Origin of the sequence: Streptomyces sp. Root1310, assembly GCF_001426425.1 — a bacterium.
Taxonomy (GTDB): Bacteria; Actinomycetota; Actinomycetes; order Streptomycetales; family Streptomycetaceae; genus Streptomyces.
On record NZ_LMEQ01000002.1, the window covers coordinates 70,684 to 85,011 of the forward strand.

Here is a 14,328-nt window from a genome sequence, read left to right on the forward strand (position 1 = left end):
CTGCCACCGGTGGGTCCGCGTCGGCCTGTGACCAGTCCGGGCGGGCCTGTGACGGGTTCGGGTGGGTCACCGGTGGGTTCGGGTCGGCCCGTGACAGGTCGCGTCGGCCACCGACGTTTCCGGTCGGCCCGTGACGGGCCCGGGTCGGGGCGTGACAGGTCGCGTCGGCCACCGACGGTTCGTCGGTCCGTGACGGGTCCGGTCGGTCGCCGATGGGCGTCGCCCGCGTTGCGTCGTCCGCGTTGCGTCGCCCGTTCTTCGTGGGGGCCGTGGGGGCCGTGGGGGCCGCGGCGGTGCTCGGCCGGGCGGCGCGCTAGGTCGTCATGTCCCGTCGGCGCAGGGCCGCGAGTCCCGTGGCCGCCAGCGCCGCCGCGGCGCCGGAGAGCACCAGCACCGGCCCCCATTCCATCTCGCCGCCCGGCAGCTTCGGCAGGTGGCCGAAGGGGGACAGGTCCAGGACGGTCTGCGGGGCGTCCAGCGCGGGGCCGATCCCGCCGATGAGCAGGATCGCGCCCGCCACGCCCCACGCGGCCGGCGCCAGGCGTGGGGCCGTGCCGTACAGCAGGACGGCCAGGCCGCCGACCAGCCAGATCGCCGGGAGCTGCACCAGACAGGCGCCCAGGATCGGCAGGATCTCCTTGCCGTAGCCCGCCGCGAAGCCCAGCCCGGCCAGGAGCATGATCAGGGTGGCGCCGCCGAAGGCGGTCAGGAGGTGACCGGCCGCCCAGCGCAGTCGGCCCACCGCGTTCGCCAGGACCGGTTCCGCGCGGCCCGAGGTCTCCTCCGCGTGCAGCCGCAGGACGGACGAGACGACGTACAGGGCCGCGATCAGGCCGAGCATGCCGATCATCGAGGCGAGGAACGCGTCCGTCAGGTCCGACCGGCCGCCCATCCGCTCGAAGATCTCACGGGCCTTGTCGTTGTCGGCGACCAGGTCGGCCGCGCCCTCGGTGAGCCCGCCGTACACCACCCCCGCGAGGAAGAAGCCGACGCTCCAGCCCAGCACGGCGCCGCGCTGCAGCCGCCAGGCCAGCGCGGCGGCCGTTCCCAGGCGTCCTGTCGGGGGGCCCGGTCGCGTGGGCAGGAAGCTCATGCCCACGTCCCGGCGGCCGGCCAGCACGTATGCCAGCGCGCCCTGCGCCACGACCGCCGCCGCGAGCAGGCCCAGCACCCACCACCGTTCGTCCGCGAACGCCCGCAGGTTCTCCAGCCAGCCGAGCGGGGACAGCCAGGTCAGCGCCGACGAGCCGTCGTCGGTCGACGAGTCGCCCGCCGCCCGCAGGACGAAGGCCGTGCCCAGCACCGCCGCCGTCAGTCCCCGGGCCAGTCGCGCGCTCTCGGTGAGCTGCGCGAGGACCGCCGCCGCCGTGGCGAACACCATGCCCACCCCGGCGAGTCCGAGGCCGAACGCGACCGCGCCCGCCGCTCCCTGGCCCGCCAGGCCCGCCGTCACCAGCAGGGCCAGTACGGCGTTGGCGACGCCCGCCGCGAGCAGGGCCGCCGTCAGGGAGGCGCGGCGGCCGACCATGCCGGACGCGAGGAGTTCCTGACGGCCGGACTCCTCCTCGTCACGGGTGTGCCGTACGACGATCAGCAGGCTCGTCACGGCGGCGAGCGCGCCCGCGTACACGCCCACCCGCCAGGCCGTCAGCGCGCCGAGCGAGTCGTCGAAGACGGGGCCGATCAGGGCCCGCAGGGAGGCGTTGGTCTCCAGCTGCCGCAGCAGGTCGGCCCGGTCGGCCGGGGTGCCGTAGAGGCTCTTGAGCGTGTTCGGCATGGAGAGGACCATCAGGGTGTTCACGGCCACCCAGACGGGGATCAGTACCCGGTCGCGGCGCAGCGCGAAGCGCAGGAGCGGGCCGGTGCCCGCCAGCGTGGTCATGCCCGAGTCTCCTGGTAGTGCCGCAGGAACAGCTCCTCCAGTGTCGGTGGCGACGACCTCAGCGACCGTACGCCCGAGTCCGCCAACGACCGCAGTACCGCGTCGAGTTGATCGGTGTCGACGTGCAGCTTCACGTGCTTTCCCTGTACGTCGAGGTCGTGCACGCCCGGCAGATGGGCCAACCCGTTGGGGGAGTGGACGAGTTCGACCGTCACGCTGGTCCTCGTCAGGTGGCGCAGGTCGGCCAGCGAGCCCGTCTCCACCGTGCGGCCCCTGCGGATGATGCTGACGCGGTCGCACAGTTCCTCGACCTCGCTGAGGATGTGGGAGGACAGCAGGATCGTCCGCCCGCGGTCCCGTTCCTCCCGTACGCAGCGCTGGAAGACCTCCTCCATCAGGGGGTCCAGGCCCGAGGTCGGCTCGTCCAGGATCAGCAGGTCGACGTCGGAGGCGAACGCGGCCACCAGGGCGACCTTCTGGCGGTTGCCCTTGGAGTACGTACGGCCCTTCTTGGTGGGGTCCAGTTCGAAGCGGTCGATCAGGTCGGCCCGGCGGGCCTTGTCCAGGCCGCCGCGCAGTCTGCCGTACAGGTCGATGACCTCGCCGCCGGAGAGGTTGCGCCACAGGGTCACGTCGCCGGGGACGTACGCGATGCGGCGGTGTGCCTCGACCGCGTCGGTCCACGGGTCACGGCCGAGGACCTGCGCGGCGCCGGAGTCGGCGCGCAGCAGGCCCAGCAGGACGCGGATGGTGGTGGACTTGCCGGCGCCGTTGGGGCCGAGGAAGCCGTGCACCTCACCGGTCTCGACCTCCAGGTCGAGACCGTCCAGCGCGTGGGCGCGGCCGAAGGACTTGTGCAGTCCGGACACCGAGATGGCCTTCGTCATGGCACCGAACGTACGCTTCTTTCAGAAATTTGTGAAGTTAAGGAATCGTGCAAAGAACCGTTAGAATGCGGGGCATGAGCGAGGACGGGCGGGACGCGGAGGCCGTGTCGAAGTTCGTCGAGTCCTTCGCGGCTCAGCTCGTCGAGGCGGGGATGCAGCGCATGGCGGCCCGGGTCTTCGCCGCGCTCCTCTCCTCCGACGCCGGTGTGATGACCTCCGCCGAACTGGGTGAACAGCTGCGGATCAGCCCCGCCGCCGTCTCCGGCGCGGTGCGCTACCTCGCCCAGGCGCACATGGTGTCCCGCGAGCGGGAGCCCGGCTCGCGCCGGGAGCGCTACCGGGTGCACGGCGACCAGTGGTACGAGGCGCTGACCAACCGCGACACCCTCATCAAGCGGTGGGAGGGCGCGCTGCGCGAAGGTGTGCTGAGCCTCGGCCCGCACACGCCCGCCGGACGCCGGATGGCCGAGACGCTCGCCTTCTTCGAGTTCATGGAAGGCGAGATCTCGGCCATGATGGAGCGCTGGCGCGTCCACCGGGTGACGCTGTTCGGGGAGGACCGGCTCCCTCCCTCCGGCGCCCGCTAGCGCTCCTTCGTCTCCTCCAGCACCGTCCGCCCCAGCAGCAGATAGCGGGACGGGTCCCGCCGCTTGAGGTACTGGGCGTAGCCCACGCCGGCCACCGCGATCAGCGCGACCAGCCACGGCGTCGCCTTCAGCACCAGCGAACCCGACTCCGGCCCGGCCGCGACCCCCATGTTGGACACCAGCAGGGTGACCACGGCGAGCATCGCGACGCCGCCGACCAGCGGGGCGGTGAAGGTCCTGAACCAGTGCCTGCTCTCGGGGTGGTGGGAGCGGAAGTAGACCAGCACGGCGAACGAGCACACCGCCTGCACCACCAGGATCGCCATCGTGCCGAGGATCGCGAGCAGCACGTACGTACCGGTGTACGGGTCCTTGCCCGCCGCCCAGAACGCGCCGATCAGAACGGCCGAGACGACGGTCTGGACCAGGCCCGCGATGTGCGGGGAGCCGTGCCGGGCGTGGGTGCGGCCGACGGTGTTCTTCAGGGAGGGCAGTACGCCCTCGCGGCCCAGGGCGTACATGTAGCGGGCGGCGCAGTTGTGGAAGGCCATGCCGCAGGCCAGCGAACCGGTGATCATCAGCCACTGCATGACGTCGACGGCCCAGTGGCCGACGTACCGCTCGGTGGGGCCGAAGAACAGGCCGAGCGGGTTGTCGCCGGCGACCTTCACGGCCGACGACTGTCCGGTGCCCGTGATGGCCATCCAGGAGACGAACACGTAGAAGACGCCGACGCCCAGCACCGAGATCATCGTGGCCTTGGGGATGATCTTCTTCGGGTTGCGCGACTCCTCGCCGTACATCGCCGTCGACTCGAAGCCGACCCAGGACCAGAACGCGAAGAAGAGCCCGAGGCCCGCGCTGGTCCCCTTGAAGGCGTTGACCGGGTTGACCGGGTCGATGCTGAAGCCGTCCGGGCCGCCGCCGTGGAAGGCGACCGAGATCGCCATCGCCGCGAGGATCGTCACCTCGGTGGCGAGCAGGACGACGAGCAGCTTCTCGGCGACGGAGACGCCGAACCAGGTGCCCGTCGCGTTGACCGCGAGCATCAGCACCGCGAACGCCCACCAGGGGATGTCGAGGCCCGTCTGGTCGTGGAGGGTGGTGGTGGCGAAGGTCGAGAAGATGCCGATCAGCGCCGGCTCGAAGACCACGTACGCGAAGGTCGCGAGCAGCCCCGAGGCGAGCCCGACCGAGCGGCCGAGGCCGTAGGAGATGAAGCCGTAGAAGGCGCCCGTCGAGGTGATGTGCTTCGCCATCGAGGTGAAGCCGACGGAAAAGATTGCCAGGACGACCATTGCGACGAGGTAGCTCGCCGGGGCGCCGATGCCGTTGCCCGCCGACACCATGAAGGGCACGTTGCCGGTCATCGCGGTGATCGGCGCGGCCGTCGCGACGGCCATGAAGACCACCCCGAGCAGACCGATGGCGTTGGGCTTGAGCCGGTGAACGGCGCCTTCCCCGCCTGACTTCGCCGCTGTGCCCGCCGCTGCGCCCGCCGCTGAGGCGACGCCCTCGTCCACTGCCATCGGGTGGCCCCTCTCCTGGTCGTCCACTGGTGTGCTGGACCGGAACTCTGTAGCCCGAATGAGTCGGTCAAGGGTGTCGGGACGTTAAATGCTTGTCAACCAGACCTTTAGAAATCTGGTCGCAACACGCGCCTCGTACGGTCGCCGCCATGAGCGACTACACCTCCACCCTCGGCGGCGAGCGGTACCGCTTCGACTCGCTCGCGCGGCTGCTCGCCGCCGCGAGCCCCGAACGCTCCGGCGACCGCCTGGCCGGTCTCGCGGCGCGGGACGCCCGGCAGCGGGTCGCGGCGCGCTGGGCGCTGGCGGAGGTGCCGCTGGCGGACTTCCTGACCCGGCCCCTGATCCCCTACGAGGACGACGACGTCACCCGGCTCATCCTCGACACCCACGACCCGGCCGCCTTCGCGCCGGTGGCGTCGCTGACCGTCGGGGAGCTGCGGGAGTGGCTGCTGTCCGAGGCCGCGGACGCGGTGACGCTGGCCGCGCTGGCGCCGGGACTCACCCCGGAGATGGCGGCCGCCGTCTCCAAGCTCATGGGGAACGCGGATCTGGTGGCGGTGGCGCGGAAGGTGCGGGTGGTGACCGCGTTCCGCTCGACCATCGGGCTGCCGGGCCGACTGGCCACCCGGCTCCAGCCCAACCATCCGACCGACGACCCGGCGGGCGTTGCGGCGGCGCTCCTCGACGGCCTCCTGCTGGGCTCCGGCGACGCGGTGATCGGCGTGAACCCGGCCACCGACAGTCCGCAGGCCGTACGGGACCTGCTGGAACTGCTCGACGGGGTGATCGGGCGCTACGCGATCCCCACCCAGTCCTGCGTGCTGTGCCACGTCACCACCAGCGTGGACCTGATGGAGCGGGGCGCACCCGTCGACCTCGTCTTCCAGTCCATCGCCGGCACCCAGGCCGCGAACGCCTCCTTCGGGGTCACCCTCGGCCTGCTCGACCAGGCGTACGAGGCGGCGCTGGCGCTGGAGCGCGGGACCGTCGGCCGGAACGTCATGTACTTCGAGACCGGGCAGGGCAGCGCCCTCTCCGCCGGCGCGCACCACGGGGTCGACCAGCAGACGGTCGAGGCGCGGGCGTACGCGGTCGCCCGCCGCTACGACCCGCTGCTGGTGAACACGGTCGTCGGCTTCATCGGCCCGGAGTACCTCTACGACGGCCGGCAGATCCTGCGCGCCGCCCTCGAGGACCACTTCTGCGGCAAGCTGCTCGGCCTGCCCATGGGCCTCGACATCTGCTACACCAACCACGCCGACGCCGATGACGACGACATCGCCACGATGCTGACGATGCTCGGCGTGGCCGGGGCCTCCTTCGTGATCTGCACCCCGGGCGGCGACGACATCATGCTCAACTACCAGTCGGCCTCGTACCACGACGCGTTGTACCTGCGGGAGGTGCTGGGACTGCGCCCGGCACCGGAGTTCGAGGCATGGCTGGATTCCGTCGGGCTGCTGGACCCGCGCGGCGGCATCCGCGAGGTGTCCGCGACGGCCCACCCGCTGACGGAGATCGCCGCCACCGGGGCCGCCGCCACCGAAACCGCCGCCACCGAAACCGCCGCCACCGGGACCACCGGACGCGCCACCGGACGGGAGCTCGCCGCATGACCGTCAGCCAGGTCGACGACCACCGGATCACCGACGGCCAGGGCGAGCCGTGGGCGTCCCTGCGCCTGCGCACCCAGGCCCGCATCGGCCTGGGCCGGGCCGGTTCCGCCCTGCCCACCCGGCACCGCCTGGAGCTCCAGGCCGCGCACGCCGCGGCCCGGGACGCGGTGCACGCGCCGTTCGACCCGGACGCGGTGGCCGCGCGGCTGACCGGCACGCCGGTGATCCGGGTCCGCAGCGCCGCCCCCGACCGCCGCACCTACCTCCAGCGCCCCGACCTGGGCCGTCGCCTCCACTCCATCGACCGGGCCCATCTGCCGGCGGACGGGTGGGACGTCGTCTTCGTGGTCGCCGACGGGCTCTCCAGCCGGGCGGTGCACGCCCACGCGGCGGCGGTGATCCGGGCGACGGCCGAACTGCTGCCGGACGGCACCCGGGTGGCGCCCGTCGTGCTCGCCGAGCAGGCCCGGGTCGCCCTCGGCGACGACATCGCGCACGCCATGGGCGCCACGGCCGTGGTGGTCCTCGTCGGCGAACGCCCCGGCATGTCGGCGGCGGACTCGCTGGGCGCGTACCTGACCCACCGGCCCGTGCCGGGCGTCACGACGGACGCCGACCGCAACTGCCTGTCCAACATCCGCCCGCCGCTGGGCCTGCCCTACGGGACGGCGGCGAAAAAGCTGGCCGCGCTGCTGGCGAGGGCGCGAGAGCTGGGGCGGTCGGGGGTGGCCCTGAAGGACGACACCACGGGCGCTCTGCCCCCGCACGGCGAGACCGTGGACAGCGAGACCGGGGACGGCGAGACCGGGGGCAGCGAGACCGGGGAGTGACTCAGGCCGACCCCGGCAGCATCAGTCCCAGCGCCCCCTCGCGCACCGTCCAGGTGCGCACGCGTACCGGCCCCGCGACGGCCGCGTCCGCCCGGTAGCGGAAGTCCGCGCCCGAGACGGTCACCGTCCGGCCCCGGGCCTCCAGGGGCACCGCCACGGCGCCCAGGGACAGCGGCCGTACCCGCACGACCGCCGTGCCGGAGGGTCCCGGGGTGACCGACACCGCCTCCACCGGCTGGTCGAGGTCGACCAGGGTCACCCCGTCGACCTCGATCCGCAGCCGCGCCGGGCCGGGCGTGGCCGGGGCGGCGGAGAGCCGCGAGGGCCGGGACGGCACCAGTGTCCGGAAGAGCGACTGGTAGCTCCGCAGCCAGGGGTGGCCGCCGCCCTGCGCGAGCCCGGCCTCCGCCACGGTCGGCTCCGGCTGCGGGGCGAGCGGCACCGGCGGGATCCGCAGCGCGCCCAGCACCACCCCGTCGCTGTCGTCCACCAGTACGTCCAGACGCCGCTCTGCGCCGTCCAGGACGGCCCGGGCCGCCGCCACCGCACCCGTGGGCACCCCCAGGGCGTGCGAGACGCCCAGACCGGCGCCCACCGGCACCACCGACAGCACGGTTTCGGCCAGGGCCCGCTGCCGGTGCAGCAGGGCCACCGCCCGCATCAGCGCGCGGTCGTCGCCGACGACCACCGGCCGCCGCGAGCCCCGCCGGGCCAGCACCCGGGCGAACTCCTCCTGGTCCTCGGGGAGGCACACCTTGGTACTCGCCGCACCCGCGCTGAGCACGTCTTTCGCGATGCGTACGGACTCCCCGTCCCAGCGCCGGGCGACCGGATCGATGATCACCAGCAGCTGATCGGACGTCGCGAAAGTCGCCACCTCGGTCCTGCCTCGCTTCCTCGGGTAGCATCTTTGTGCAAGAGCCCCTTGCGCTATTGCGCCAGGGGCTTGGTCTATTCCGGGGCATCCGGGTCCGACAAGCGGCGACCGACGACGGTCGCGGTGCACGTGGTGCACGCGGTGGAAAGAGCCACCGCGTACGCCCCTGGCCTTGGACATGCCCCACCCGGAAGGGGTGTACGCGCGTGCCCGCACTTGTGCTGCTCGGTGCTCAGTGGGGTGACGAAGGCAAGGGAAAGGCCACCGACCTTCTCGGTGGCTCGGTGGATTACGTAGTGCGTTACCAGGGCGGCAACAACGCCGGCCACACGGTCGTCGTGGGCGACCAGAAGTACGCACTCCACCTGCTCCCTTCGGGAATTCTGTCACCCGGCTGTACGCCGGTCATCGGTAACGGTGTCGTTGTCGACCCGTCGGTCCTGCTCTCCGAGCTGAGCGGTCTGAACGAGCGCGGCGTCGACACGTCGAAGCTGCTGATCAGCGGCAACGCGCACATCATCACCCCGTACAACGTCACTGTCGACAAGGTGACGGAACGCTTCCTCGGAAAGCGCAAGATCGGCACCACCGGGCGCGGCATCGGCCCGACCTACGCCGACAAGATCAACCGGGTCGGCATCCGGGTCCAGGACCTCTACGACGAGTCGATCCTGACCCAGAAGGTCGAGGCCGCGCTCGACGGCAAGAACCAGCTGCTCACCAAGCTGTACAACCGCCGCGCGATCGCGGTCGACCAGGTCGTCGAGGAACTGCTCGGCTACGCGGAGAAGCTCGCTCCGTACGTCACCGACACGGTCCTGCTGCTCAACCAGGCGCTCGAGGCGGACAAGGTCGTCCTCTTCGAGGGCGGTCAGGGCACGCTCCTCGACATCGACCACGGCACGTACCCCTTCGTCACCTCGTCGAACCCGACCGCGGGCGGCGCCTGCACGGGCGCGGGCGTGGGCCCGACGAAGATCAGCCGGGTCATCGGCATCCTGAAGGCCTACACGACCCGCGTCGGCTCGGGCCCGTTCCCGACCGAACTGTTCGACGAGGACGGCGAGGCGCTGCGCCGCATCGGTGGCGAGCGGGGCGTGACGACCGGTCGTGACCGCCGCTGCGGCTGGTTCGACGCGGTCATCGCCCGCTACGCGACCCGCGTGAACGGCCTGACGGACTTCTTCCTGACGAAGCTCGACGTCCTGACCGGCTGGGAGCAGATCCCGGTCTGCGTGGCGTACGAGATCGACGGCAAGCGCGTCGAGGAACTCCCGTACTCGCAGAGCGACTTCCACCACGCGAAGCCGATCTACGAGACCCTGCCCGGCTGGTCCGAGGACATCACCAAGGCGAAGTCCTTCTCCGACCTGCCGCAGAACGCCCAGGCGTACGTCAAGGCGCTGGAGGAGATGTCCGGCGCCCCGATCTCCGCGATCGGCGTGGGCCCGGGCCGGGACGAGACGATCGAGATCAACTCGTTCCTGTAGTAGCACGGCGGTACCTCGGCATGGGCCGGTCCTGGACATCCACGACCGGCCCATGCCTGTGCGCGGTCCCAGCCGTGGCCGGCGACGCGGTCACGTCCGTACCCGGCGACGCGGTCACGTCCGTGACCGGCGGAAGCACGTGGCTGCCGCCAACTGGAAGCCGACGCAGGCCGGCACGGCCGTCTTCCGGCGCCGGCCGGCCCGTCCCGCACCTAGGGAGAAATGCCGCATACGGGCATATCCTGGGGTGGTCAGGCGTGTGCGTCGACCAGAAGGAAGTGACTGCGATGCGCATGATGCTGAAGGCGTCCATGGACACCGAGAAGGCGAACGAGGCCATCCGCAACGGCACCCTCGGGAAGCTGATCGAGGAGTCCATGGCGCAGCTCAAGCCCGAGGCTGCCTACTTCACCACCGACCACGGCAAGCGCACCGCCTTCCTGTTCTTCGACATGGAGGAGAGCGCGCAGATGCCCGTGCTCAGCGAGCCGTTCTTCCTCACCCTCGGGGCCGAGATCTCCTACACCCCGGTGATGAACAGGGAGGACGTGCAGAAGGGCCTCTCCCAGCTCGGCCGTTGACCGTCCCCCCGGCCGGCCGGTCAGCTGAAGACGATCATCGACCCCTGCGCCAGACTCCGCGTCGCCGCCGCGTGCAGCCCTAGCCAGACGTGCCGCTCGCGCGCGAAGGGGCTGGAGTCGTACGGCGCCGGAACGGCGGGCTCCTCCAACTCCGTCGGCCCGGCGGGCGGTTGCGGAGCCAACGGCGGATTGGCCGGATCGATGCCGATCGACGGGGCCACGAACTCCAGCTCCCGCAGCAGCGACTGCGCGGAACCCAGGGGCCCGCCGCCCGCGAGGAGTTCGTCGTTGGACAGGGGCTGCGGGAAGTCGACGGGAACGTACGCGCCCGCGTGGTCGTAGTGCCAGACCAGGTGCGACTGCTGGGCCGTCGCCTCGAACATCTCCAGGAGCTGTTCGTAGTCGCCGCCCAGCTCGTCCACGGGAGTCACCGGCAGCCCGCACACCTGGAGGAGGTAGGCGCGGCGCAGGAAGTGCAGGGCGTCGTAGTCGAAGCCGGCCACCGGGGCGACCTCGCCGGACAGCCCCGGCATGTACTGGTACACCGGCACGGGCGGCAGACCCGCCTCGGCCAGCACCTTGTTGTACTGGGCGAGTTCGTCGGCGAAGGGGTTGTCGGGGGTGTGGCACAACACGTCGACGAGTGGCACCAGCCACAGGTCACAGGCCAAAGAGTGCTCCTCACTCAGTACGTTGACCGGTCAGGGAAGACTAGTCGGTGCGACCCGCATCAGCTCCCCTTGTGCAGATCCCATACCCACACTCCGGCCACCCGCCTACCCGGCCGGCCGACCAGCTTGTCCACCGTCTCACGCAGTCGGTCCTCGTGCGGCTGCGGGGCCAGCACCAGCGCGCCCGCCCTCCAGTACGCGAGGTCCTCGCGGGTCTCGGCCCGCGCCCGTGCGTCGATCACCGGGACGACGCCCGTGTAGCGCACGTCCCGCAGCAGACTCGCCGTGAAGCGCAGCGGGACGCCGTAGACACCGGTGCGGTCGCCGTCGCCGTACGGTCCGTTGAAGTAGCCGCCGGGCATCCGGAAACCGAGTCCGGCCGCCGTCTGCCAGTGCAGCGCCTCGGCGTCCTCGGGTTCCGCGAGCGGCACCGGGACCAGCGTCTCGTCGCCCCGGACGTAGCTCTTCCAGGTGCCGTCGGTGAAGAACGCGGGCACCTCGGCGCGCGGCTCGGACCTCAGCGGGGCCGGGACGAGGGGGAGCAGGGCGAGGCAGACGGCGAGCAGACCGGCGTACTGCGTGCCCAGCCGGCGGGCCCGGGCGAGGTGGCCGACCGCCAGGGCGAGCAGCATGCCCAGCGGCGGGGCGCAGACCAGCGCCACCCGGCTCTCGATGACCGAATCGAAGAGCGGCAGGCCGGCGAGCGGGGCCCAGGGGCCGGGGACGGTGGTGTCGGTGAGCGGGAGGGGGATGCGCGAGCCGAGGGACAGCACGGCCGCGGCCGCCGCCGTGGCGGCCAGCGCCTTGACCTCAGGCCGCCGCCGCAGCCCCACCGCGATCGCGAACACGAGCAGCACCAGCGGCCAGCCGTAGAAGGCGTTCTGCTCGGTCGGGTTCAGGGAGAGGGCGTCGGCGCGGTGGGCGTCGCCGGCGATCAGGGAACGCCCGGCGAAGGAGAGCAGTGCCCGGACGGAGTTGGCGACGCCGGGCCCCGTGCCGTGATCGATGCCGGTGTAGCTCTGCGGGCCGGAGAACTGCCAGGCCAGCGGGTACACGACGAGCGGGAGACAGACTGCGGCGGCGACCGCCAGCCCGTTCAGGAGCGGCCGCAGGGCCTTCCGCGCGACGTCGGGGCGTACGGCCGCGTAGGCGACCGCGAAGAGCAGCATGCCCATCGTGGCGAGCAGCAGCGGCTCCTCGCCGAGGAAGAACTGGTAGGCCGCCATCAGGCCGAGGACGACCGCGTTGCGGGTGACCCGCTCACCGGCCGTGAGCCGCAGCGAGCGCTCGATGATCGGCGGGATCATGAACAGCACGACGAAGTTCGGGTGCGCGTTGGCGTGGCTGATCATGGGCGGCGCGAACGTGGCCAGCGCGGCTCCGGCGAAGGCGGCCGCCCGCTGGCGGACGAGCCGTTTCACGATCAGCCGGTACCAGGCGACGGCCGTCGCGGCCAGGCCCAGCGTCATCACCAGGCTCAGCGTGACCGCCGGGCCGGACAGCAGTGTGACGGGCGTGAGCGGGACGGACAGGCCCAGCATCGTCGTGTTGGCCATCAGGTTCACGCCGTCCGGGGCGCCCTGGAGGCCGGTGAAGAGGGGATTGCGCAGGTGGGCGATGTTGTCGGCGCTCACCGCGAAGAACCACTCCCACTGGTTCTGGTCCTGGAGGGAGTCGGTGAGATAGCGGTGGGCCGGTTCGAGGACGCGGCCGGAGTAGAGGGCCACCGCCATCGCGAGGAACAGCAGGACGGCGACCACGTCCGCCGGTCCCGGCACCGGGATCCGGAGCCGGACCAGGTCGCGCAGGACCCGGAGGTAGTCCGCCGGACGGACCTTCGAGCCGGGCTGGTGCGACCAGTGCACAGGCACCTCGGCGACCGGCCAGCCGACCCGCTGGAAGTGGCGCAGCACCTCCACGTCGATGGCCCAGCCGTCGAGGCGGGAGGCGGCGAAGGCGGCACGGGCCTTGTCGCCGTCGAACAGCTTGAACCCGCACTGGGTGTCGCGCGTCCCGCGCAGGGTCGTCCGGCGTATGAGCAGGTTGCCCGCCCGGCCGGCGAGTTCGCGTAGCCGGTGCTGGCGGTCGCCGAGGGTCGCGCCGGGTACGGCCCGCGAACCGATCGCCGCCGCGTTGCCGTCCGCGAGCGCCTTCTCCAGGCGCTCCAACTCCTCGACGGGAGTGGCGAGATCGGCGTCCATCACCAGCACCTGGCGGCCCCGGCCGGCGGCGACACCGCGGCGCAGGGCGTGGCCCTTGCCCCGGTTGCCGGAACCCGCGACGAGCTTCACCCGTGGGTCGCGGCGGACGGTGACGAGCTCACGGGTGGCGTCGGTGGAACCGTCGTCGGCGACCAGGATCTCCCAGGTGCGCCAGTGGCTCCCGGTCGCGTCGAGGTAGCGGGTGACGGCGTCCAGGGTCGCGCCGAGCCGGCGCTCCTCGTTGAAGGCGGGGATGACGACGGAGAGTTCGACGGACGCGGTGCGGTGCGCGGGAGCGGGCTTGCCGGGGGCTTGCGCCCTGCTCATTCCGCCGCCAGTCGCTCGATCAGGGCGATGGAGTCGTCGTTGTACGCGGCGAGCATCGCCCGGGCGGTGGCGGTGTCGCGGTCGTACAGGGCGTCGACCAGTTCGGTGTGGCCGGACCACAGGTGGCCGCGCAGATCGGTCGGCCGGCGCAGGTGCTGCACCGTGCACACCCAGGACTGGAGCCGCAGCCGGTGCAGGAAGTCGGTGAGATAGGGGTTGCCGAACAGGGCGCTCAGCTCGCGCCAGAAGCGCAGGTCGTAGCCGATCAGGACGGTGAGGTCACCGGCGGCCGCGGCCCGCTGCGCCTCCTCGCCGCGGCGGCGCACACCCGCTATCGCGGCGGCGGTCCGCGGGTCCTCGTAGTCGTGGTGGCGCTGACGGCCCTCGTCCAGGGCGAGGAACATGCCCTCGATGATCAGGCTGCGCGCCTCGATCATGCCCCGGAAGTCCGCGACGGAGTACTCGTGGACCCGGAAGCCCCGGTGCTGGTCGGCCTCCAGGAGGCCCTGCGCGGAGAGGTCGACGAGGGCCTCGCGGACGGGGGTCGCGGAGACGCCGTACTGCTCGGCGATCTCCTTGACGGTGAACTCCTGGCCCGGCTGGAGCCGTCCCCCCAGCACCTCGTCGCGCAGCGCGTCGGCGATCTGCTGTCGCAGGGTGCTGCGCGTCACGGCTCCGTTGCCGGTGCTGCCGGGCATGGTCGGGGCGTCTCCATCGTCAGGTGCGGGAAAGCGGCGTGCTCGTCGGTATGTACGAGCACGCCACCTTACGCGTTCGACGAAATCAAGACCTTGGACGATTGGTGCGCTGTCGGGCGTGTTGTCGGGTGCTTTGTCCGGTGCGGGTC

At 71.9% G+C, this 14,328-nt stretch carries 12 protein-coding genes; 5 read left to right on the top strand and 7 right to left on the bottom strand.

Annotation, left to right across the window (positions count from 1 at the left end; translation table 11 throughout):
- Positions 1 to 313: 313 nt before the first annotated feature.
- Together ASD48_RS10000 and ASD48_RS10005 are read right to left on the bottom strand one after the other, a co-directional pair.
- Positions 314 to 1,882, bottom strand: a complete 1,569-nt coding sequence (locus ASD48_RS10000; protein WP_057601155.1) for a hypothetical protein — start codon at positions 1,880 to 1,882, stop codon at positions 314 to 316.
- On the bottom strand, positions 1,879 to 2,769 hold the full coding sequence (locus ASD48_RS10005; RefSeq protein WP_057601156.1) for an ABC transporter ATP-binding protein: 891 nt from the start codon (positions 2,767 to 2,769) through the stop codon (positions 1,879 to 1,881). Before ASD48_RS10005 ends, ASD48_RS10000 begins: the two co-directional genes overlap by 4 nt.
- A 74-nt stretch (positions 2,770 to 2,843) precedes the next feature.
- Here ASD48_RS10005 and ASD48_RS10010 point away from each other — a divergent pair, with 74 nt between their 5' ends.
- Complete coding sequence (locus tag ASD48_RS10010) at positions 2,844 to 3,356, top strand: MarR family transcriptional regulator (protein WP_057601157.1); 513 nt, start codon at positions 2,844 to 2,846, stop codon at positions 3,354 to 3,356.
- On the opposite strand, the gene ASD48_RS10015 is transcribed toward ASD48_RS10010, so the two are convergent.
- Entirely contained in the window at positions 3,353 to 4,885 is a 1,533-nt protein-coding gene (locus ASD48_RS10015; RefSeq protein WP_057601158.1) for an APC family permease, read from the bottom strand. The genes ASD48_RS10010 and ASD48_RS10015 overlap by 4 nt on opposite strands.
- Positions 4,886 to 5,034: 149 nt before the next feature.
- On the opposite strand from ASD48_RS10015, the gene ASD48_RS10020 reads away from it, so the two are divergent.
- Positions 5,035 to 6,504: an ethanolamine ammonia-lyase subunit EutB gene (locus tag ASD48_RS10020; protein WP_242432564.1), complete on the top strand. Its 1,470-nt coding sequence runs from the start codon at positions 5,035 to 5,037 to the stop codon at positions 6,502 to 6,504.
- Complete coding sequence (gene eutC / locus ASD48_RS10025; RefSeq protein WP_079073702.1) at positions 6,501 to 7,334, top strand: ethanolamine ammonia-lyase subunit EutC; 834 nt, start codon at positions 6,501 to 6,503, stop codon at positions 7,332 to 7,334. Before ASD48_RS10020 ends, eutC begins: the two co-directional genes overlap by 4 nt.
- Before the next feature lies 1 nt (position 7,335).
- Here the strand turns inward: eutC and ASD48_RS10030 are convergent, their stop codons facing one another.
- Positions 7,336 to 8,211, bottom strand: a complete 876-nt coding sequence (locus tag ASD48_RS10030) for a diacylglycerol kinase family protein (protein WP_057601159.1) — start codon at positions 8,209 to 8,211, stop codon at positions 7,336 to 7,338.
- 206 nt (positions 8,212 to 8,417) lie between these two features.
- On the opposite strand from ASD48_RS10030, the gene ASD48_RS10035 reads away from it, so the two are divergent.
- Entirely contained in the window at positions 8,418 to 9,701 is a 1,284-nt protein-coding gene (locus ASD48_RS10035) for an adenylosuccinate synthase (RefSeq protein WP_057601160.1), read from the top strand.
- A 287-nt stretch (positions 9,702 to 9,988) separates the two neighbouring features.
- Positions 9,989 to 10,282, top strand: a complete 294-nt coding sequence (locus ASD48_RS10040; protein ID WP_057601161.1) for a hypothetical protein — start codon at positions 9,989 to 9,991, stop codon at positions 10,280 to 10,282.
- A 20-nt stretch (positions 10,283 to 10,302) separates the two neighbouring features.
- Here the strand turns inward: ASD48_RS10040 and ASD48_RS10045 are convergent, their stop codons facing one another.
- The 3 genes from ASD48_RS10045 to ASD48_RS10055 are packed head-to-tail and all read right to left on the bottom strand — an operon-like array spanning position 10,303 to position 14,179.
- Complete coding sequence (locus ASD48_RS10045) at positions 10,303 to 10,953, bottom strand: hypothetical protein (RefSeq protein WP_057601162.1); 651 nt, start codon at positions 10,951 to 10,953, stop codon at positions 10,303 to 10,305.
- A gap of 59 nt (positions 10,954 to 11,012) precedes the next feature.
- Positions 11,013 to 13,481: a dolichyl-phosphate beta-glucosyltransferase gene (locus ASD48_RS10050; RefSeq protein ID WP_057601163.1), complete on the bottom strand. Its 2,469-nt coding sequence runs from the start codon at positions 13,479 to 13,481 to the stop codon at positions 11,013 to 11,015.
- Positions 13,478 to 14,179 (bottom strand): GntR family transcriptional regulator, encoded by a 702-nt coding sequence (locus ASD48_RS10055; protein WP_057601164.1) that lies wholly within the window; start codon positions 14,177 to 14,179, stop codon positions 13,478 to 13,480. Before ASD48_RS10055 ends, ASD48_RS10050 begins: the two co-directional genes overlap by 4 nt.
- Between the last annotated feature and the right edge of the window lie 149 nt (positions 14,180 to 14,328).

Excerpts from the sequence above, each read along its gene's own strand:
- ASD48_RS10000 (WP_057601155.1), bottom strand. The coding sequence starts at position 1,882 with ATGACCACGCTGGCGGGCACCGGCCCGCTCCTGCGCTTCGCGCTGCGC.
- ASD48_RS10005 (WP_057601156.1), bottom strand. The coding sequence starts at position 2,769 with ATGACGAAGGCCATCTCGGTGTCCGGACTGCACAAGTCCTTCGGCCGC.
- ASD48_RS10010 (WP_057601157.1), top strand. The coding sequence starts at position 2,844 with ATGAGCGAGGACGGGCGGGACGCGGAGGCCGTGTCGAAGTTCGTCGAG.
- ASD48_RS10015 (WP_057601158.1), bottom strand. The coding sequence starts at position 4,885 with ATGGCAGTGGACGAGGGCGTCGCCTCAGCGGCGGGCGCAGCGGCGGGC.
- ASD48_RS10020 (WP_242432564.1), top strand. The coding sequence starts at position 5,035 with ATGAGCGACTACACCTCCACCCTCGGCGGCGAGCGGTACCGCTTCGAC.
- eutC (WP_079073702.1), top strand. The coding sequence starts at position 6,501 with ATGACCGTCAGCCAGGTCGACGACCACCGGATCACCGACGGCCAGGGC.
- ASD48_RS10040 (WP_057601161.1), top strand. The coding sequence starts at position 9,989 with ATGCGCATGATGCTGAAGGCGTCCATGGACACCGAGAAGGCGAACGAG.
- ASD48_RS10050 (WP_057601163.1), bottom strand. The coding sequence starts at position 13,481 with ATGAGCAGGGCGCAAGCCCCCGGCAAGCCCGCTCCCGCGCACCGCACC.
- ASD48_RS10055 (WP_057601164.1), bottom strand. The coding sequence starts at position 14,179 with ATGCCCGGCAGCACCGGCAACGGAGCCGTGACGCGCAGCACCCTGCGA.